This window comes from Enterococcus sp. FDAARGOS_553 (assembly GCF_003812305.1).
Classification (GTDB): domain Bacteria; phylum Bacillota; class Bacilli; order Lactobacillales; family Enterococcaceae; genus Enterococcus_D; species Enterococcus_D gallinarum.
Genome location: NZ_CP033740.1, coordinates 556467 through 577171 on the forward strand (window position 1 = coordinate 556467; position 20705 = coordinate 577171).

18 protein-coding genes are annotated in these 20705 nt (G+C 39.7%); 4 read left to right on the plus strand and 14 right to left on the minus strand.

Features of this window, described 5'->3' with window-relative positions; genetic code table 11:
• Genes EGX73_RS03065 through EGX73_RS03075 form a run of 3 tightly spaced genes read left to right on the plus strand, consistent with a single transcriptional unit; the run spans window position 1 to window position 2224 of the window.
• The gene (locus tag EGX73_RS03065) at window positions 1-636 is read left to right on the plus strand and encodes an ABC transporter permease (RefSeq protein ID WP_003128241.1); all 636 of its coding nucleotides are present in this window, start codon (window positions 1-3) and stop codon (window positions 634-636) included.
• The gene (locus EGX73_RS03070) at window positions 637-1557 is read left to right on the plus strand and encodes an osmoprotectant ABC transporter substrate-binding protein (protein ID WP_003128240.1); all 921 of its coding nucleotides are present in this window, start codon (window positions 637-639) and stop codon (window positions 1555-1557) included.
• Between the two features lie 4 nt (window positions 1558-1561).
• Window positions 1562-2224, plus strand: coding sequence for an ABC transporter permease (locus EGX73_RS03075; protein WP_003128239.1), 663 nt, complete (start codon window positions 1562-1564; stop codon window positions 2222-2224).
• Window positions 2225-2551: 327 nt separating this feature from the next.
• On the opposite strand, the gene EGX73_RS03080 is transcribed toward EGX73_RS03075, so the two are convergent.
• From EGX73_RS03080 to EGX73_RS03120, 9 genes are all read right to left on the minus strand, one after another.
• Window positions 2552-3769 carry an arabinan endo-1,5-alpha-L-arabinosidase gene (locus EGX73_RS03080; protein ID WP_003128238.1) on the minus strand — a complete coding sequence of 406 codons (1218 nt, stop codon included), beginning with the start codon at window positions 3767-3769 and terminating at the stop codon, window positions 2552-2554.
• A gap of 207 nt (window positions 3770-3976) precedes the next feature.
• On the minus strand, window positions 3977-4237 hold the full coding sequence (locus EGX73_RS03085) for a DUF6171 family protein (RefSeq protein ID WP_123866730.1): 261 nt from the start codon (window positions 4235-4237) through the stop codon (window positions 3977-3979).
• Window positions 4238-4241: 4 nt separating this feature from the next.
• A complete protein-coding gene (locus EGX73_RS03090; RefSeq protein WP_034705107.1) occupies window positions 4242-5687 on the minus strand; it encodes an alpha-N-arabinofuranosidase in 1446 nt (481 codons plus the stop codon).
• The gene (locus EGX73_RS03095) at window positions 5688-6671 is read right to left on the minus strand and encodes a family 43 glycosylhydrolase (protein WP_123866731.1); all 984 of its coding nucleotides are present in this window, start codon (window positions 6669-6671) and stop codon (window positions 5688-5690) included.
• Window positions 6672-6674: 3 nt separating this feature from the next.
• Window positions 6675-8024, minus strand: coding sequence for a glycoside hydrolase family 43 protein (locus EGX73_RS03100; protein ID WP_253764189.1), 1350 nt, complete (start codon window positions 8022-8024; stop codon window positions 6675-6677).
• A gap of 65 nt (window positions 8025-8089) precedes the next feature.
• Window positions 8090-8701, minus strand: a complete 612-nt coding sequence (locus EGX73_RS03105; RefSeq protein WP_081131000.1) for a DUF624 domain-containing protein — start codon at window positions 8699-8701, stop codon at window positions 8090-8092.
• Between the two features lie 4 nt (window positions 8702-8705).
• Window positions 8706-9539 (minus strand): carbohydrate ABC transporter permease, encoded by an 834-nt coding sequence (locus tag EGX73_RS03110; protein ID WP_005470175.1) that lies wholly within the window; start codon window positions 9537-9539, stop codon window positions 8706-8708.
• A gap of 11 nt (window positions 9540-9550) precedes the next feature.
• Entirely contained in the window at window positions 9551-10468 is a 918-nt protein-coding gene (locus EGX73_RS03115; RefSeq protein WP_113849191.1) for a carbohydrate ABC transporter permease, read from the minus strand.
• Between the two features lie 105 nt (window positions 10469-10573).
• The gene (locus EGX73_RS03120; RefSeq protein WP_005470172.1) at window positions 10574-11914 is read right to left on the minus strand and encodes a sugar ABC transporter substrate-binding protein; all 1341 of its coding nucleotides are present in this window, start codon (window positions 11912-11914) and stop codon (window positions 10574-10576) included.
• Window positions 11915-12331: 417 nt separating this feature from the next.
• On the opposite strand from EGX73_RS03120, the gene EGX73_RS03125 reads away from it, so the two are divergent.
• On the plus strand, window positions 12332-13222 hold the full coding sequence (locus tag EGX73_RS03125) for a transcriptional regulator (protein ID WP_123867077.1): 891 nt from the start codon (window positions 12332-12334) through the stop codon (window positions 13220-13222).
• A 138-nt stretch (window positions 13223-13360) separates the two neighbouring features.
• On the opposite strand, the gene EGX73_RS03130 is transcribed toward EGX73_RS03125, so the two are convergent.
• The 5 genes from EGX73_RS03130 to EGX73_RS03150 all read right to left on the minus strand — a co-directional run bounded on the left by EGX73_RS03130 (window position 13361) and on the right by EGX73_RS03150 (window position 20685).
• Window positions 13361-15184 (minus strand): APC family permease, encoded by a 1824-nt coding sequence (locus tag EGX73_RS03130; RefSeq protein WP_003128226.1) that lies wholly within the window; start codon window positions 15182-15184, stop codon window positions 13361-13363.
• 221 nt (window positions 15185-15405) lie between these two features.
• Window positions 15406-18108 (minus strand): YhgE/Pip domain-containing protein, encoded by a 2703-nt coding sequence (locus EGX73_RS03135; protein ID WP_029486323.1) that lies wholly within the window; start codon window positions 18106-18108, stop codon window positions 15406-15408.
• 272 nt (window positions 18109-18380) lie between these two features.
• Window positions 18381-19058, minus strand: a complete 678-nt coding sequence (locus tag EGX73_RS03140; RefSeq protein ID WP_029486321.1) for an HAD family phosphatase — start codon at window positions 19056-19058, stop codon at window positions 18381-18383.
• A 57-nt stretch (window positions 19059-19115) separates the two neighbouring features.
• Entirely contained in the window at window positions 19116-19913 is a 798-nt protein-coding gene (gene proC, locus EGX73_RS03145; protein WP_029486320.1) for a pyrroline-5-carboxylate reductase, read from the minus strand.
• 70 nt (window positions 19914-19983) lie between these two features.
• Window positions 19984-20685: a GntR family transcriptional regulator gene (locus EGX73_RS03150; protein WP_003128220.1), complete on the minus strand. Its 702-nt coding sequence runs from the start codon at window positions 20683-20685 to the stop codon at window positions 19984-19986.
• Between the last annotated feature and the right edge of the window lie 20 nt (window positions 20686-20705).

Below are 20705 nucleotides of genomic sequence, written 5' to 3' on the forward strand. Positions count from 1 at the left end.
ATGCAAAGCTTCTTTAATGAATATGGCGGCCAATTGGTCACGAAAAGCATTGAGCATTTATACATCTCCTTTGCCGCACTATTTCTAGGCATTGTCGTTGCAGTCCCTTTGGGCGTTCTATTGACACGCTTTCCCAAAGCCGCTTCTATCGTGATCGGTGTGACTAGTGCCTTGCAAACTGTTCCCTCATTGGCACTGTTGGCATTGATGATCCCGATTTTAGGGGTCGGTAAGGTCCCAGCTATTGTTGCACTCTTTATCTATTCTTTGCTGCCTATTTTGCGAAACACCTATATTGGCATGAAGAAAGTCGATTGGAATTATCGAGATGTCGCTAAAGGAATGGGAATGACTAACTTCCAATCGATCATTAGTGTGGAACTGCCGTTAGCGATCCCAACGATCATGGCAGGTATCCGCTTGTCAGCAGTCTATGTCTTAGCTTGGGCAACCTTGGCTTCGTACATTGGTGCAGGGGGGCTTGGAGACTTGATCTTTAGTGGATTGAATAACTATCAACCGGCATTGATTTTTGCCGGCACAATCCCAGTGACGATTTTTGCACTTTTAGCAGACTGGTTACTCGGATTACTTGAGAATAAACTAACACCAGCTGCATTAAAGGGGGATGCCTAAATGAAAATCAAAGCGAAATTTGGTCTTTTGTTATCCATGATCATTATTTTACTCTCAGGCTGCTCCTTTCCAGGACTTGCTTCTACATCTAATGAAGACACCGTAGCTATCACAGGAGGAATCACTTCTGAAGCTCAGATTCTTGGCGCTATTGTAGCAGGAATGGTAGAACATTATACGGACAAAAATACCACTGTCATTAATAACTTAGCAACAACGACAATCAATCATCAAGCAATGATGAATGGCGATGCGTCTATCTCTGCCGCTCGTTATACCGGAACAGATTTGACAACAACACTTGGCTTAGAGCCAGAATCTGATCCAACTGCTGCCTTTAATACCGTAAAAAAAGAATTTGAGAAACGTTACCATCAGACCTGGTTTCCTTCCTACGGCTTTGATAACACATATGTTTTTCTAGTCAGAAAAGACACTGCAGAAAAATATAATCTGAAAAAAGTCAGTGATTTAAAAGGCGTTGCCGATCAGTTGGTTGCTGGTGTCGATACAGCTTGGATCACCCGTGAAGGTGACGGGTATGATGGCTTTCAAGAAGCATATGGCTTTTCTTTCAAAAACATTTTGCCTATGCAGATCGGTCTCGTTTACGATGCTGTTGACAACGGAAAAATGGATATCGTACTCGGGTATTCAACGGATGGACGGATCGCTAGTTATGACCTCGTAATGTTGGAAGATGATTTGAATTTCTTTCCACCTTATGATGCAGCTCCAGTAGTCGATGACAAATTAATCAAAGACACACCAGAAGTAGCGGACGCCTTGAACAAACTTGCTGATACAATCTCCACTGAAAAAATGCAGCAACTAAATTATCAAGTTGATAATGACCTGTTGGAACCGACAGTGGTCGCAGAACGTTTCTTACAAGAAAATAATTATTTTGAAGGAGAGTGACGAAATGAATGACATGAATCTATTTCAACAATTTATTGCCTATTTTCAGGAAAATGGCGGTTATGTCTTTGCACAGTTTGTTCGTCACTTCCTGATCTCTATCTATGGCGTTTTATTCGCTGCAATCGTTGGTATTCCACTAGGAATCTGGATTTCTAAAAAGATGCGTATGGCCGATTGGGTGATCCGCATCGCCAATATCATCCAAACGATCCCTTCGCTAGCAATGATCTCGATTTTGATGATTGGAATGGGATTAGGTGTCAATGTCGTTATTCTGACGATTTTTCTCTACTCGCTCTTACCGATCATCAAAAACACCTATACCGGCATGCGCCAGGTAGACCGTAATACACTAGATGTTGGTAAAGGAATGGGCATGACAAGTTGGCAACGACTGTATATGATCGAATTGCCTTTATCCGTCTCCGTGATCATGGCAGGTATTCGTAATGCATTAGTCGTTGCAATTGGAATCACTGCCATTGGCGCCTTCGTAGGTGCTGGTGGCCTAGGTGATATCATCATCCGTGGGACAAATGCAACCAATGGCGCTTCAATCATTCTTGCCGGAGCTTTACCCACTGCATTGATGGCAATCATCACCGACTTAGGCTTAGGCTTTATTGAACGTCGGTTAGATCCAGCAAGCCGCTCGTCGAAATAAAGGCCATTTCTTAGCGCTTTTATAAATATAGAAAACAAGCATCCTTACATACAAGAAGGATGCTTGTTTTTCTATATTTATTAACTAATTCACTCAAAGCAGGTGAATGCGCTTCTCGATTTTCCCTGAGATGATCGGGAATCACGCATCATATCCTAGAGGTGGTTGTTTCAAGGCTCGATCCATACAAATGGATTGGCGCCCATCGTTTTGCTTGAGGGACGACTGGTATGCCATCATTCCATACTTGATACTGATATGGGGTCGTTTTTTCTCGAACACTGCTCTGATCGCTACTCCAAAGATCATTCTGAAGTTTGGTCGCTTTTAAGTTGTACGCTTCGTCTTCCCCCTACTTTCTTTTGGGACTTTTTTTCCGATGAACCCCATGCCGTTCGGGTCCATTCCTGATAAACACAAGACACATTCTTCAGAATCTGTCTCATAATAAGCTGTAAATTCATGCCCCTGCCAAAAATAGCTCTTCTCCATTTGCTGAATGTCTGTAAGCATGACAAATTCTGAAGAAATGAGACTGGACTCTGCTGTAAACTGAATAATCTCCCACGTTCCTATGAGGTCCTCTTTCATAGGGATTTCAGGAATTGATTTCGCATAACTAATTGCTGATATGACCGGCCAACCACTATCTAACCAATAAATTTTTCTGACATCTAAAAAGAAATCATCACTAAAAGGTTGTCTCCGTGCATGATGAATAATAAATAATTCATTATCTGAACGTTTGAATATAGAATTGTGGCCAGGTGCATAGACTGCAGACTGTTCTTCGAATTGATAACTCCCTAGTAATTTAACACCAATTTTCTCCGGTACCGCCTCTTGTTCCGACAGAGACAGGCCATTCCAATCCGTATAGGGACCGGTAATCTCTTTCGCTCTTGCAACCCGGATATTATAGGTTTCATTCAAAGAATCAAAAGAGACAAATAAGTAATACATATCCGTTTCTGGATGATAATAAACAAAAGGACCCTCAATCGCAGTATCAACAGAAGCAGGTCGTTGCGCTATTTTTTTTCCGTATCCCTTCTCGGCTAACTTTCCAGTGCTTTGATCTATAGGTGCAATATAAATCCCGCCAAAAAATGATCCGTAGATCAGCCAATGGTGTCCCATACGATCTAGAGCAAGATTTGCGTCAATGGCATTATGATCGGCGATGCCTCGATGCGTTTTCACAACTTCTCCTTGATCTACCCAAGGTCCCAAAGGATGCGGTGCTGTTCCAAGACCAATAAATGAAGTGGTACTGCCAAATGTAGAAGCGGAATAGTACATTCGATATTCCCCTTGGTACTCTATCACTTCAGGTGCCCACAACCCTTCTGCTTGACTCCATTCTCTTGCAGATTGTGGCAATTGAGGAAAGGCCTGCTTTTCAAACTGCCAGTGTATGAGATCCAATGATGTCCGGATCGGTATTCCTGCCGTTTTAGGTTGTTGCGTATCTGTTGAAAATAAGTAATAAACGCTGTCTCGTTCAATGATCGTTGGATCATGAACACCATTTTTCCAGTTCATAGATTCTTCCTCTCAGTAATCGATTCACTTTAGTTTGACTTCAGTGAACGAAAGCAGAATCGATTCTTTTCTATATTTATTTAGTTCTTTCTTACTTATTACGCCACTTTCATTAAAAACAATCTATCTGCTCTTGATCTTTGCTACCTCCAAGATTACCCCAGGCTAGAGTTTCTATAACTGCTTATGGCGTAACAAACAGGACAGTCATTGAATGCTCTGCCCTGTTTGTGCCCACATTCCTGCAGGACAGTATTTTTTTGATAGGTTTGCCCGAAATTTATAAAAGCAGCCACACTTAGTACAGGTGTGATTGGACCGAAATGGGCAGGCTTCACAAATTTTTATACGGTACTGAACGACTTCAAGTGCAGCAAGGTCGTTCTCGATGGCTAGCTGTTCTTCAATCAACGCTTCTACATCTACCGTTGCTGCTGTTTCCTTGACATCGCAACCTTTACACGTCATTGAATTACACCGCCAAAGATATTGTCAATACACTCATAGCGGGTATATTGATCGTTAATTGGCTATTATTTGTTGTGTAGTCTTCAAATGATTGGATCACTACGTCTTCCGGATGATCAAAATCATTGTGTGCATTCATTTTATCCCCCACAATATAGCGAGCTTCTTTGATTCCTTGAATGGCAGTTTCAAAGTCAAAACTAATTGCTTCCGAGCCAGATACTGCGAAATTGCAGATCGACAGGTGGAGGGTATCTGCTTGTTTCGAGACCGTGTAGGTGATCGTTTCACTTGCTGCTCCATGACTCTCGATGCGTTCGGCATCTTGATGGACTTTGTACAAATCAAATACATGATAGCTTGGTGTTTTGACCATCTTTTCGCCATCAGTCAAAATCATTGCCTGCAAAACATTCACTGTCTGGGCAATGTTTGCCATGTGCACTCGTTCTGCATGCTTATGAAAAATGTTTAAGGTGATAGCAGCTACCATTGCATCACGAATCGTGTTTTGCTGATATAAGAATCCTGGATTCGTTCCGGGTTCAGCAGAAAACCAAGTTCCCCACTCATCAACAATGATGCCCACCCGTTTTTCAGGATCATATTGATCCATGATCGCACTGTGACGCGTAATCAATTCATCCATATGCGCAGCTTTTTGACAGGTAATAATCCATTCTGCTTCATCGAATGCTAACGCACTACCTTTTTTCTCCCACCCTTGGGGATGGACATAATAATGTAAGCTCAATCCATCCATCAGCCAATGGGCATTCTTCATCAACGTTTCTGTCCAGTGGTAGTCATCAACATTTGCTCCGCCAGCCACTTTGTATATTTTTTGATCACCGTATTGACGAACGTAAGTCTGATACCGACGATAAAGATCAGCATAATATTCTGGACGCATATTTCCACCGCAGCCCCAATTTTCATTTCCTACACCGAAAAATTTCATGCTCCAAGCTTCTTCATGACCATTTTCTCGACGCCAATCTGCCATTGGAGAAATTCCGTTCATGGTAATGTACTCGACCCATTCAGACATTTCTTGGACTGTCCCACTGCCGACATTTCCATTGACATATGCTTCACATTCCAGTTGTTTGACCAATTCAAAGAATTCATGTGTCCCAAAATGATTATTTTCAGTCACACCCCCCCAGTGAGTATTGACGATCGTTTTTCGATTTTCTTTTGGTCCAATACCGTCTTTCCAATGGTATTCATCGGCAAAACAGCCACCTGGCCAGCGTAAAACTGGAATCTTGATATTCTTCAAAGCTTCCACAACATCCGTACGCATCCCATTCTTGTTTGGAATAGGAGAATCTTCTCCTACGTATAATCCTTCATAGATACAACGGCCGAGATGTTCTGAAAAGTGTCCGTAAATATATTTGCTAATCGTTGTTCCTGATTTTGTATTTAGAATTTTGATTGTCATCTAACTCACCATCTCTTCAGATTTTGTTATCGCTACTGGCTCTCCAAATATAGGAAAGCCATCTTTATCCCAAGTGAAGCTCTGTGCCATCGCATGTCGATTAGGATTTGCCAAAGGATCTCCAGACTGATTTTTTTCTGGTCGTGCATGATAGACTAAAATATCTTCACCCTCTAAGCCTGTAGTAAAAGAATTGTGCCCAGGACCATATTGACTATTTTTCTCAGATGATTTGAAAACAGGCTCTGCTTTTTTATGCCAAGAAAAACCATTTAATAAATCACTATCTTCATCTGCCCAAAGCAAACCCATCGCATAGTTTTCATCGGTAGCACTTCCTGAATAAGTAATGAATATCTTCCCATTTCTAGTAATCACTGCTGGACCTTCATTAACCATAAAACCAATCTTTTCCCATTCAAATTCTGGAACAGAGAGTAATAACTGTTTCCCAGTTAGAGTCCATGGTGTTTTCATTTCTGACAAATAAAGATTTGAATTCCCTGGGATTCGCGGATCTTGTTGTGCCCAAACATAATAAAGTCTTTCGCGATGCGAAAATACCGTGCCATCCAAACTAAAACTTTCAAACTGGGTCTTAATCTGCCCTTTTTCAGTCCAGCTTCCTTCAAATGGATCATCATGTTTATTTTCAATAACAAACATTCGATGGTGATGGACTTCATTGCGAATCGTACCATGATCACTAGCAGCAAAGTAGATATACCATTTCCCCTGAATGAAATGAATTTCTGGTGCCCAGATGAGTTGGCTCATGGGACCATCTTTATGTGCCCGCCAAACATTTTTTGTTTCAGCTTTCTCTAAGTCATTCAATGATTTTGCTCGCCTAATTTCAATCGATTGATAACCTGGTACTGAACCAGTAAAATAATAATACCCATCACTATGATGGTAGACCCAAGGGTCGGCTCGTTCATACACAATTGGATTTATCAAATCATTCGTTGTTTTTTTCAGCATATCTTATCCCTCATTCTCTACAATAAATAGCGGAACACCTTCTTCAGAAATTCCTGTAAATGTCATCACTTGTTTTCCTTGGTTTTCATCCCAAGAAAAAATAAATTTCCCTTTGTATTCAATATCGTCAAGGATGAGTAGTGAATCCTTTGAAATATTATCCTCTGCTAACTTCCATAATCCAGAAACAGCCCCGGAAACTTTTTTATCCTTACTTAAATTGATTTTTAGTGGTGCTTTTGCATCATCAGTAATCAACTTATCAAAATGGATCAATCTGTATTCTCCGCTAATTTGATCATCCGAGTAATCAGCTATTTTTTCGTTACTGTACCTTAAAGGAGAGACAACAGGCCATCCATCTTCAGTAAAATACATTTGGTGTACTCTTACCGAATGATTTTCTCCACTATTTGGAAAACGCGTATGAAAAATCAAAAAATATTCTCCTGTTTTTTCATCATAGTAGGATGAATTATGCCCAGGTGAGATATAACCGGCATTTGTTAATCCGTCATCTTCTTCATATAAAAAATTTCCGATGAGCTTGGTTCCAAAACTCTGAATGCTTGTGTCATCAAATTGTGTGCCATATTTTCCTTTCACCTCACTCATCGCATTTCCTTGAATATCTTCATAGGGTCCATCTGGCTGCTTTGAACGAGCAACTCGAATGTTGTAGCCCCCATTTGCATCAAGTCCACCAAAAGAGGTGAAAAGATAGTAATAGCCAGTTTCAGAATTATATTGAATATAGGGTGCCTCAATGCGGCTATGATTTCCTCCCAAAAGGTGTTTTCCATAAGTATTTTGTTCTTTAGGCAACCCTGTCTCATCATCCATCTCTAAAATGAAAATACCGCCAGAATAAGAACCGTAAACCATCCATAGTTTCTCTTCATTGTCATAAAAGACGTGAGGATCAATCACATTGGGGTGAACTGCGGCATTGTATTCTTTCCCAAATTGAGGTGAAGTTCCTGAATACAAAAATGACTTTACTTTTTGATAGGGTCCTTCGATAGAATCAGATATAGCAACGCCTAAAACTGAAAGCGGGGAAGATCCTTGACAAAAGCAATAATACAAGTAATATTTACCATTTTTAAATTGCTGAATGTCACTTGCCCACAATGTATCTGTTTGAGCATAGTCAAACTCATCAGCAAGTTCTTCACGAATATTATTGAAAAGCGAACTATCAGCTACCGAATTTGAGAGTTGTTTCCATTGAATCAAATCATCTGATTTTGCGAATTGCATATGAGAACCAATAATATAATATGTGTCTTTATCTCTAATGATCGATGGGTCATGCACACTAACATCTGCATATTCTGGTCGTTCAATCACTTGCTCCGCTTCTTTCACCTGACAACCAGCAAGCAGTAGCATCACTCCAGCAAGGAAAAATCTTTTCATATAGATCTTAACAACCCTTTCTTTTGATAACCTGAGATCAGACATTTGCTAGCTACATAAAAGAACAATGGACTAGCCACAAAAAAGAACCAGTGATAAGCCAAGCTCAAAACTGCAAAAGAGAGGATCATAACTACGCACATTAGTGAACGACCGGGCAAAACTATTGGACTTACTAGCGAGAAAGCTATTTTTTTCAACCAACTGTCTCCACTCATCTCTGTCGCTAAAATCAAATTCAAAAGAACCAATAAGAGATAACTCATCATGATCAAGATTGGCCATTGGAAATAAGCTCTCATGATACTACTTTGCTGAATGAATACTAATTCAACATAAAAAAGTGAAAAAAGGATTGGAAAAACAATCACTCGCCATTGGAAAATTTTGATGGAGCGGATATATTCTTGCCAATATTTTTGAAAAATTTCACTGTAAGAGTAATAACCAGTGAACAGGTCCTGCTTATTTAAAAGCTTAAGTACCGCTCTTGTACTTGGGACTAAGCCAGCAAAGAAAAATCCGGCAATAATGCCAAGGAGCCATAATATATTCAATTCAATAAAAAGGATGACCACATTGATCCAATGCATTGCCTTAATAAACATTTTTTCACCCTTTCATACCAGAAAGCGCTACGGATTCAATAATTTGCTTCTGGAAAATAATAAATACGACTAATACTGGCAACAATGAAACAACGGAAGCTGCCATGATCAATGGATAATCTGTTTGAATCGCATAAGCTGCATTTAAATTAGCAATGACTACTTGTAACGTCTGTTTCTCTGGACTATTTAGATAAATCAATGGCGCTAAATAGTCATTCCAAGCTCCCATAAACCAGAGAATGAATTGTGCAGCAATTGCTGGACGGATCAACGGAAAGATTAACTGAAAAAATGTTTGTAAGTATCCTGCGCCATCGATTTTTGCTGCTTCCACGATAGAATCAGGAATATTGGAAAGATACTGCCTCAAGAAAAAGATCATGGTAATATTCCCAAACATGCCTGGTATGATCAATGGCAACAATGTATCGACCCAACCAATTTTCGAAAACATCATAAATTGTGGAATCATGACAGCTGGATATGGAATCATAAGCGCTGCTAACAAAAGTAAAAATAAAACATCCTTGAAAGGCATACGTAATTTTGCAAATGAAAAGGCAGCAAGGCTGGAAGTCAATGTTCCAATGATGGTGACCGAAAGAGAAACAATCACCGTGTTTTTGATACCTGAGAATAATGTATCTAGTTCAGACAAGCGCTTGTAGGCATCAAATCGAACTGGATTTGGAATCCATTGTGGAGGCAACTGAAAAACTCCAGCTTTATCTTTTAATGACGTAGAGATCATCCACAAAAGTGGTCCCACCATGATGATAGCTCCAAGGGATAAAATCAAAACGATGAGCATATTACTTAGTTTAATTTTTTTCATCATTTCTCCTCCTAGTCCAACTTGTAGCTTGAACGATTATTCATATAAAATTGAAATGCTGTAATGCCAAATACTAATATAGCTAAAATCAGTGCCATACTGCTGGCATAGCCCATCTGCCAATTTTTGAAGGCTTTTTGCCAGATATACCAGACTACAGTGGCACTACTATATTGTGGTCCACCTGTAGGTGTCATGATATTGATTTCTGTAAAAATTTGTGATCCACCAATGATATTTGTTACTACCAAAAAGAAAGTAACAGGTCGAACCATGGGCCAAGTAATATTTCGGAACTTTTGAAACGATGAAGCACCATCTAACTCAGCCGCTTCATAAAATGTCTTAGGAACACTTTGGATTGCTGCTAAATACAGAAGCATAGAATAGCCTAATCCTTTCCAAACAGACATGATAATGATAGCTGGCTTAACAGTAGCGGGATTTTGTAACCAATTAGGACCGCTTATCCCAAAAATAGCTAACACTTGATTGACCAATCCAAAATCCCCGTTATAAGCCCATTGCCATAAAATAGAAATTGCGGCCAGAGAAGAAATAACTGGAATATAATAAATTGTTCGGAAGATGGTCGTTCCTTTGATACCTCGACTTAATGCAGATGCCAACATGAAAGAAAGAATCAAGCCAATCGGAATTCCTAACATCAAAAATACAGTATTGTACATCGTTTTATAAAAATATTCGTCATTAAATAGTTTCCGGAAATTTTCTAATCCAACAAAGTTCATTTGTCCCAACCCATTCCAGTCAGTAAATGCGGCATAAGCTGAATAAACTAACGGAATAAGCGAAAATAAGATAAACCCAATGATAGGAAGTAGGACAAATAAAAAAGCAACCCGATGTTCTTTAGCATATAAACTACTTTTGTTTGATTTTCTTTTCTTTATTTCAACTTGTTCCATCGAAAAGCCCCTTCTCAACTAATATTTAGGGCCATAACAGGGGTGTCTTAAACTGACAAGTACTCGACCTCTCTGTCTTTTGACATCTGTCATAGCCCTGGTGACTTATTTTGCCGTTTCTTGTTGCTGAAGTGCGGCATCCAATTTAGCTTGCATCTTCGGTTGTACTTCTTTCACGTAATCTGCAGCAGTTTGGTCGCCATCTAGTACCGGTTGAATATTGATGAAAAACTCATCGTACCACTCAGCATTATAAGTAGTTGCTGCTGGCATAGCTCGACCATAGTCTTGAACAATATCCAAGAATTCTTGCTTATTTGTAGGGACACTTTCGGTATCTGATGCCCATTCTTCTGCCATATCGATCAAGTTAGGAATTTGAATCTGTGCATCTACCAATTGTTGTTGACCGTCTTCTGAAGCACTCAAGTATTCTACAAGCTTCACTGCTTCATCTGGATAATCTGTCTTACTCGCTACACCAATCCCCAAAGAACCGACGTATGTTGCTGATTTACCAGTTGATCCCGCTGGCCATGGGATCAAATCATATTCGAAATCTAATCCTGCATAGGTGCTCATATCCCATGGACCGACAGGGAAGAATGCAATTTCGCCATTCATCCAGCGTTGATACGTATCCAAGGTTTGTGCATCAGAGATCGACGGTGTTAGTTCATGAACGTTTTGTAAGTCGGCAAACCATTGCAATGCTTCCGCAAATTCTGGTGTATCCACAGTCACTGTATCTTTGTCTTCATTGATCCAATCTCCACCATTGCTCCATACAAATGCTTGAAGACTCCAATTGACATTAAAGCCAGTTGCCCATTGATCCATTTTTCCATCGCCATCTTTATCTTTTGTCAGCTGTTTCGAAACATTGACAAAATCATCCCATGTATACGGAGTGTCTGTGTCGGGTAAGTCAATTCCAGCCTCTTTGAACATATCCTTGTTGTATCCCAAAGCAAATGGACCGACATCTTTAGGTAGTCCGTAAAGTGCACCTTCACCTACCTTCTCACCATCGTAGCGGTAACTATTCACTCCATATTCCCAAATATTTGACAAATCAAAGTCGGAATTTTCGATTTGATCGGTTATATCAAGTAAAACACCGTTATCTACATAAGCCATTAAATTCCCTTGTTCTACATAAAAAACATCAGGCATATTACCACCTGAAATTGCGGCTTGCAGTTTTGTAGCATACTGATCGGCATCTGTTGCAATTATTTTAACGCTAACGTCATTTGCTTCTTCAAATTGTTTAATAGCTGTTTCATAGGCTTTCTTTTCATCTTCACCGCCACGGAACATAAAAGTGATTTCCTTTTTTCCGTTGTCATTGTTCGCATTACCACCACTATTTCCACATGCTCCTAAGATCAAACCGCTCAAACCCAATAATGCGCCAGAAAAAAGCAACTTTTTGATTTTCATTTTTTTCATCCTTTCAGATTTAACCTCTAAATTATTTGTAATCGATTTATGAAGTGCGTCAAAAACTTTCCTCTATAGATAAGTATGATAAGTGTCACTTTCTACAAAGACTTTTGAGGAAATAATACCTATGTGGTTTTGCTACAAACTGTTTTTACTGTTCTTCCTCCTCATTTACAACAATTCATTTAAAACAAATGATAAAAGCAACGTTTGCAAACACTTTCAATTTACAACTAAATAATAACTTTATTTGTAATCGCTGTCAACAATATTTTAATTAAACAACTCTAAATAATATATCTATTAATTAATATATATATTAATAGTAACTACTATAAATAATACTATTTACACAAATTAACAAATATGTTAACATTCAAGTAAATCATTTATAACTATAATGGGGGTGAAATGATGCAATTAGAAATCAATCAAGAAGCATTGCCCGTCTATGAGGCGTTAGCTAGTAATGTACGGATCAAAATCATTCAACTACTTGCAAGAAACAAAATGAATGTGAAAGAAATCGCACAAGAATTAGGATTAAGCAGTGCTATCGTCACGATGCATATCAAAAAACTAGAAGAAGCAAAAATTATCAAGACAGAACGTGTCGGTCAGCGAAAGATATCTAGTCTGAGAGTCGATCATATCGATATCAATTTTCCAGAAAAAATCTTTAATGCATTCGATACGAGAGAAACGTCAATTCCAATTGGTCATTATACAAATTATTCGGTTGAACCCACTTGTGGATTAGCCACGCTTGCTGGTTTTATCGGTCCAGTAGATGAACCTAAATTTTTTATGGACCCCAATCGAATGGATGCTCGCATCCTCTGGTTTACGAAAGGGTTTGTTGAGTACCAGTCACCTAATTTTCTTTCTCTAGATGAGAAACTAGAGATGATGGAGATTTCCATGGAGATTTCTTCTGAATTCCCTTTTTCTAATAATAATTGGCCGTCTGACATTACCTTTAGCTTAAATGGCATCGAGCTTGGAACTTGGACAAGTCCCGGTGACTTCGCCGATATTCGCGGCAAGTATACGCCAGATTGGTATCCTGATAACTTAAATCAATATGGGTTATTGAAGACGATTCGAATCATGGATCATGGGACTTATATGGAAGGAGAACCTTTATCAGACGTCACGATCAAGGATATTCCTGCTTATGAAGATACTTGGCATTTAAGAGTCGAGGTAAAAGAAGATGCTGAAAATATGGGCGGTTGTACATTGTTTGGCAAAGGGTTTGGAAATTACGATCAAGACATCAAAATCAAAATGTTTTACAGCTAAACGTTTTTAGGAATCACAGGCACACTCTCTCATCATTTTTGATGTGCGGTAAAAGATTCCTTCGCTGAAAATAAGACAAAAAAGACCATCTCGCTCGATATTAGAGTTAGATAGTCTTTTTTGATTATAAAACTTAATCTATTTCTTCAAATGATAACTGTAAGTTCCTACGACAATGTTTTCACGCCATGATAAACGGAATCTTAGACGCAGACTTGTTTGGTTGTGTAAAATATTTTGCCAGCGACGACGTGGCACGAACTGTGGAATGATAACTGTCGTCGTATAATTGTGTTTCGTTGCGTTTTTGCTGACTAGATCTACATAACGAATGATTGGATTTTCAATTGAACGATAAGAAGAATGCACTACAGAAAAACGGACATCCGGGAAATTTTGTTTGAACTCTTGTTCGATTTCTTTTTCCTTCTTGACATCTTCATCTAAAGATACGTGCATTGCAACTACATAATCTCCGATGGATTGTGCATAATTCAAAGCCCCGATATTTACACGGGTCACATTTCCTACTAATACAATAACGGTATTGCCATCATATTTGTGGAGTGCCACTTCTTTTTCCAAACGTAGCTGCTCAGCGACTTTCTTATAATGATCATGGATCTTATAAAAGACAAACAGTAGGATTGGCATGATGATAAAGAATGGCCAGATGTCACCTAGACGAAAAACAAACAAGATCGCAATGATCGCAAAAGAAATCAACGCTCCGACGATGTTGGCCAATGATTTCAAGAACCATCCTTTACCAGCTTTCTTCCATCGAACTACCATTCCTGTTTGTGAGAGCGCAAAGGGAATGAACACGCCAATCGAATAAAGTGGAATCAACCGTTCCGTCGATCCTTGGAAAATGAACAATAGAACGATCGAACCTGCTGCCAGCGTAATGATCCCATTAGAATAACCCAAGCGGTCTCCCCGATCTTGATACATATGAGGCATATACTTATCTTTCGCTAAGTTATAGGCTAACACTGGGAATGCGGAGAATCCAGTATTCGCTGCAACTGCTAAAATCAAAGCCGTTGCGAACTGCAGAACGTAATACATGAATCCGTGACCGAAGATCGCAGCTCCGATTTGCGAAAGGACCGTTACTTCTGCTTCTGGAACGATTCCATACCAATAGTTGATGAATGTAATCCCCACAAAGAAGAAACCTAGGATCGCAGCCATGATCGTCAATGTTGCAGCTGCATTTTTTGCTCGCGGCTTTTTGAAAAACGGCACGGCATTACTGATTGCTTCTACCCCTGTCAATGAAGAAGAACCAGAAGAAAAAGCGCGTAAGATCAATGCGACAGAAACCCCTGGCACAACAGCACCTGGTAAGGCTGTGGCATTTAATGGCTGTACCCCAGTGATAATATTAAATAATCCTACAAGAATCAAGATCGTGATCACAGCGATAAAGGTGTATACAGGAACCATCAAGAAACTCGCAGATTCTCGTAGCCCCCGTAAGTTCATCATCATGATCAGTAAAACAATAGTGATCGAGATACCCACCTGATGCCCATATAGAGCGGGTACGGCAGAAGTAATCGCTTCTGCCCCAGCCGATACCGAAACGGCAACAGTCAGCATGTAGTCGATCAATAAAGAGCCGCCAGCAATCAAACCTGCATTCTTGCCCAAATTCTCACTACTAACGACATACGCCCCACCACCATGAGGGTACGCATGAATGATTTGACGATAGGATAAGGTCAATGAAATCAACAAGATAATAACGAATGCGGCGATCGGTAGTGAATACCAGATAGCAGCAGCTGACAAAGCAACTAAGACAACAACGATTTGTTCGGTCCCATAAGCAATCGATGACAATGCATCCGAAGATAACAAAGCCAACGCGGCTTTCCTTGTCAATTTTTGTTCATCATTCTCCGCGGATTTCAATGGACGTCCGACCAACAAACGTTTCAAATATTCCACTTTCTTACACTCCTTTTTTCATGAAAAAGATCATAATTGCACATACAAAATTTCTTTGATAATTACTGAATTAACAAGACTGTATGCTACTCCTGAAACCGACAAAAGTCAATGAAAATGGCATGAAAAATTTGAACAAACTCCCTCTTCTTTTTATCAGAATTCGCAAGAAGATTCAAGAAAAGCAGATAGAACATCGTGCCCTATCTGCTCTTGATTTTTTAATGGAAAAAATGACTCTTTTTCGAGACATTATTTAGTTTCTTAGTTACATCTGTTAGATAAGGATAAGCCCATGTTCCTATGATGCCAAATACAATAAACAACAGTGACAAAATAATCAACTGAGGAATGGCGTTTGGCCAATAGATCCCGCCGGCTGATTCCCTTAACAGATTGACTGCATGGGTGAATGGTAACAGCGGATTAATAAATTGGAAAAATTTACCAGAGACTTGGATCGGATAATTTCCGCCCCCACCAGAAATCGATAGAACAAGGATAATGATCGCGATCCCTTTCCCGACATTGCCAAACAGTCCGGCTAAGACGTAGACGATCATCATAAATGCTAGTCCAACGAGTAATGCGAACAAGACGCTGTATACCGGATTATGAACATCTACTCCTAATAAGAACATATTTCCTAGTGTAACGATCAAGCTTTGCGCAATGGCCATAGTTAGGAAAGTCAGCATTCGAGCAACGAATGTTTCTCGTTGCGTAAAGCGTTCTTTATCTTTCTTCTCTAAATGATACTCTGTTGTAGCCACACTTGACAACAATAACGCCCCGACCCATAAACACAACGCTGTATAGAATGGAGTGCTGGCAGAACCATTGTTGGCAATCGGATAGATGTCATTTGTTTGCAATTCAACTGGTTGTTTGAAGAAATCCGCTTCTTTAGTTGCATCAAGCTTCAACAACTTGATGATCTCGCCTAGATCAACTTCACTTTCACCTTTGCGAATCGCATTGGCTGCCTTATGAATGCCTGTTTTGATATTTGGCCAATCATTATTGATCAAATCAACTGCCGCATTCAATGCTTTTTCTACATCTGGCAGTTTCTCATCAACCATGTTCATGGTCGAAGTGATTTCAGCTTTGATGGTTGGCCAGTCATTTTGTAAGAAACCAGCCGCAATCCCTAACTTATCTTCAACGATTGGCAGTTCATTGTTGTAAAGATCGGCCCCTTTGTTGATGGCTGCGACGATCTCATCCATGTGACCATTGAGCATCGTATTGGCATCATGCAACTCTTGCTTAATAGCAGGTAATTCTTTTTGATACTTTTCTAAGATACTGATAGCATTGCTGACCACATTTTTGGTTGATGCCAATAAAGACTTGAAGTCAATGGCTTGCGCTTTTTTCAATACATCTTGAGCTGTGGTGATGGTGGTGATCAAATCACTTAGAATTTTTTCTATTGTTTTAGTAATTGAAGGAACATCAATGGATCCCAAAAGTCCATCAATTTCTTTTGCAGCTCCTGTTATCTCACTTAAATATTGTTTTACTCCTTTAATATCACCATCTTGAACTGCTTTTCTTGCTCTCGCTAGTAAATCAGATAGATTTGTTAATTTGATTTTGACCTCATTTAAATGTGTAATAATATTTTGAATTTGCGTATTTTCTGTTGAGCCTTCAATTCTATTTAAAAATGTAATCAAAGAATCTAACATACTTTGTTGTTGTTGGATGCTCTGTTGAAAACCATCAATCGTTTTGAGGATAGACTCACGGTCATTAGCTAACTGTTCTTCATCTAATGCCTCATTCAACGCTTCTGACCAACTTGCGGTTGAAGACGCAACTTGACGAACGGCTTCAATCGTTACTTGAACACTATTAGAAATACTTGGTAGCGCATCTTGTAACTGTTGGGCACCTTCTTTCGTCGCTGAGGCAAAGTCTGTTGCTTGGTCCCCTAATTGTTGGATTTCTGGCAATGCGGTTTGTACTTGATCAATGATTTGCAGTCCTTGTTTAGCTGTATCAATACCATCTGTCATTGTACTAGCAATAGAATCAAAATCATCATCGATCATTTTTAATTGCTTGCCGGCATTTTGGATCTCAGGGATCTTTTTCTGCAATGTCAGAATGACACTAGCTTGTTTTTTTAATTCTGGCAGCTTGTCATTCAATGCGATCAGTTTATCCCCCATTTCATCGACCTGAGGAATATAATCCGTAAATTCTTCGGCTTTGGCGATTTTGTCTTTGATTTCCGGGAACTTGTCATGCAAATCAACAATTTGCTTCGTGTAACTATCAATGGTGTCAAGATTGCCATCGGTCTCTAAAATCATATTTTTGACTTTATTGATACTAACTAGATTTGAATCAATATCATACCCGATTTCGTTGAACACTTTGACTAATGTAGAACTAGCAGTTTCAATAAAGTTCTTTGAGATCTGTTCTTGGAGACTGCTTGCTCCCTTGTCAGTAATCTTAGGTGCGATAGCATTGATTTTTTGGTTACTGTAGTATTCAATTTTCGGTTTAACGATCGTACCGCTGGTAAAACTGACCAGATCTTTTGAAAAATCAGCAGGCAAGTAAATTCCCGCGTAATATTTACCTGATTTGACCCCTTCCACTAATTCTTTTTTAGAATCTAGAAAATGCCAACCTAACTGTTTATTTTCATGTAAAGAGTCGATCACTTCATTCCCAATCGATAGCTCTTTCCCTTGGAATTCTGCGCCTTTATCCGCGCTGTAAACCGCAATGGGCAGTTCACTAGTGTTTCCATATGGATCCCATAATGCTTTGATATTGAACCACGCATAAAGCGAGGGCAAAATCATCAAAGCAATGATCAAAAAAGCGGAAATCGGATTACTAAAAATTCGTTTCCAGTCTAATTTGTATAAATAAAACACGTTTTTGATTTTGTTCATTTTCTTTCCCCCACTTTTCTTCGTCGAAGGATAATTTACCACGTTTTTTGTACGCCGCCAATGGGAATGATTCCCTTGATATCAGCCTTTTGACAAAAAGTACCATTTGTCAAAATGAAACCCCTTTACTTTTCGCGTAATTTCCCTTATTGTTAATCTTTTCTTTAACTTTAACACGACTGCTTTTGGCAGACGAACAATTTGTTTGCTAAAAGCAATCATAAAAAAAGCACCATTGACCGTTTCCCTTGATACGATCATTGGTGCCTGTTCTAGTTTGTCAACTGCTCAGTGGCCAATAGTTGATAAACGTACTCAAGAGAAGTCGTTTCGGCATAAAGGTTCAAACCTGCTTTTTCATCAGCTGAAAAATGATGAGTGAAACTTTGATCCGGTATCAACACCACTTGAATTCCTGCCCGAGTTGCCGCGGTAGCTCCTGGCAATGAGTCTTCCATAACTAAAGCTGATTCAGAGGTTCGTGCTGCTTTTTTCAATGTCAGCAAATAGGGAGCCGGATCTGGTTTGTGTGCTGGGACATCGTCACCAAATGTCTTGAAATCAAATGCATTCTGCAATTCAAAATGATCCAGTAGTTTTTCACCTCGAAAAGCCATCGAAGAAGTGGCTAATGCTGTCTTTAACCCTTTTTCTCGTGCCAGAGCCAATGTCTCACGAGCAAATGGTTTTGGCTGCAAGTTTCCATTGAGCAATTGGTCTTCAATGTACCCTTCTCGTTCTTGCCGAAGTTCCTCCACACGTTGAAGACCACCAACTTTTTTCGCTAGTAAGGTTGCTGTCTGTTGCCAACTTTGCCCACGCCAAGCAACGATATCTGCTGATGTGATCGGTAGATGGTACTTTTCAAAAAGTGCCAACCAGCCTTCATGATAGACTCTTTCCGTATCTAGCAGCAATCCGTCCAAATCAAAAATCAATAATTCTTTCATAGACTCTTTACTCCTTCTCTCCTTCATACTCAAGCAGTTTCAATATAAGTATTTTAATCAAGACATTTGACGATTCTTTTCGGCAGCTGCATGAACAGCCTTCATCACCGCAGCACGAAAGCCATTTTCTTCCAGTGTTTTTACGGCTTGAATGGTCGTACCACCAGGAGAACTGACATTGTCTTTCAATACACCAGGATGTTCTTTGGTCTCCAGCACCATCTTCGCAGCGCCTAAAACTGCCTGAGCAGCAAATTCATAGGCCATTTGGCGGGTCATTCCTTCGGCGACTGCGCCATCGGCCAATGCTTCAATGAACAGATAGGTATATGCTGGGGAAGAACCGCTGACCCCAATCACAGCATCGATCATGGATTCAGGCACTTGAGCTGCTTTTCCCATGCTTTCAAATAATTTTTGGATTTCTGCAACTTCCTCTACGGTCACATGCGGATTGTTACTGATAGACGTCATCCCTTCTCCGACTAGTGCCGGAGTATTCGGCATCACTCGAACGATCTTGCGCTGACCCAAAACTTCTTCCATCTGCGCAATCGTAACGCCTGCTGCGATCGATACAACTAACTGTTGTTCATTTAATTGCGCTTTTAGATCCTCCAATAATTTAGGAAACACAAACGGTTTGACAGCTAAAATCAAAATGGAAGCAGCTGCGGCTTCAGAAAGTTCTAATGTAGGGGTGATCCCTAAATCTTGTTCCAACTGTTTAAGTGTCGGTTCATACCGATGATTGTAGACTAAAATTTCCTTTGGTTGATATAGTTCCGATTGGATCAATCCTTTGATAATTGCTTTTGCCATATTTCCGGCCCCGATAAAGGCGATGGTTTTCATAACACTCACTCCTTCTAACATTTATGATCCTATGTTCGCTGTTTCTTGTAAAAAAAGCCTAATCAAGAGATTAGGCTTCAAACTCGATCACATAAGGATGCAATGCTGTATTATAGATGCCCTCTGTATATTCTACCACTTCTCCATGCAGATCATAAGAGCGACGGACGCGCTTTAAAGCGGAAATCTCTGGTGTGATCAGAAATTTTTGTTGTTCCTCATTCAACGTCAGTCCTGCAAATGAATCTTCAAAGGTATCGATCACCATCCGATGTTCATCTAAAATACGGTACAGTGATTTTTCTTCCAATTCTTCCATGGCAAGGCCTTTTAACAATTTGGGCAAATGATATTCATAATAAATAAATGGTTGATGGTCAAAATAGTACATGCGCCGCAAACGCATGACTTCTCTGCCCATCAAAGCAGAAGCTGGATGATCTTCTGCGAGCTCGACTAGGTTAAAATCAAGATTTTTCTTGGTATATTCTTTGCCGGTTTTTTCTAATAACTGGCTGAAAGTTGTCCCTTTAGACAACTTGTTATAAGGTCGATTACTTAAAACCGTGGTCCCGCGTCCACTGCGCTTTTCGACATATTCATCTGCTGCTAATAGCTCGATTGCTTTGCGTACCGTGATTTTACTCACATTGAAGGCTGCTTCTAATTCGGTTTCTGTCGGTAGAAAAGAACCAACAGGATAGTGTCCGGACATGATGTCTTCTTTGATTTTATCTGCCACATCACGATATAAAATATGTTTACGCTTCATTTCTTTCCTCGCCTTTCCAG

Coding starts and splice junctions, on each gene's coding strand:
- EGX73_RS03065 (WP_003128241.1), top strand. CDS start 1: ATGCAAAGCTTCTTTAATGAATATGGCGGCCAATTGGTCACGAAAAGC.
- EGX73_RS03070 (WP_003128240.1), top strand. CDS start 637: ATGAAAATCAAAGCGAAATTTGGTCTTTTGTTATCCATGATCATTATT.
- EGX73_RS03075 (WP_003128239.1), top strand. CDS start 1,562: ATGAATGACATGAATCTATTTCAACAATTTATTGCCTATTTTCAGGAA.
- EGX73_RS03080 (WP_003128238.1), bottom strand. CDS start 3,769: ATGAACTGGAAAAATGGTGTTCATGATCCAACGATCATTGAACGAGAC.
- EGX73_RS03085 (WP_123866730.1), bottom strand. CDS start 4,237: ATGACGTGTAAAGGTTGCGATGTCAAGGAAACAGCAGCAACGGTAGAT.
- EGX73_RS03090 (WP_034705107.1), bottom strand. CDS start 5,687: ATGACAATCAAAATTCTAAATACAAAATCAGGAACAACGATTAGCAAA.
- EGX73_RS03095 (WP_123866731.1), bottom strand. CDS start 6,671: ATGCTGAAAAAAACAACGAATGATTTGATAAATCCAATTGTGTATGAA.
- EGX73_RS03105 (WP_081131000.1), bottom strand. CDS start 8,701: ATGTTTATTAAGGCAATGCATTGGATCAATGTGGTCATCCTTTTTATT.
- EGX73_RS03110 (WP_005470175.1), bottom strand. CDS start 9,539: ATGAAAAAAATTAAACTAAGTAATATGCTCATCGTTTTGATTTTATCC.
- EGX73_RS03115 (WP_113849191.1), bottom strand. CDS start 10,468: ATGGAACAAGTTGAAATAAAGAAAAGAAAATCAAACAAAAGTAGTTTA.
- EGX73_RS03120 (WP_005470172.1), bottom strand. CDS start 11,914: ATGAAAATCAAAAAGTTGCTTTTTTCTGGCGCATTATTGGGTTTGAGC.
- EGX73_RS03125 (WP_123867077.1), top strand. CDS start 12,332: ATGCAATTAGAAATCAATCAAGAAGCATTGCCCGTCTATGAGGCGTTA.
- EGX73_RS03135 (WP_029486323.1), bottom strand. CDS start 18,108: ATGAACAAAATCAAAAACGTGTTTTATTTATACAAATTAGACTGGAAA.
- EGX73_RS03140 (WP_029486321.1), bottom strand. CDS start 19,058: ATGAAAGAATTATTGATTTTTGATTTGGACGGATTGCTGCTAGATACG.
- proC (WP_029486320.1), bottom strand. CDS start 19,913: ATGAAAACCATCGCCTTTATCGGGGCCGGAAATATGGCAAAAGCAATT.
- EGX73_RS03150 (WP_003128220.1), bottom strand. CDS start 20,685: ATGAAGCGTAAACATATTTTATATCGTGATGTGGCAGATAAAATCAAA.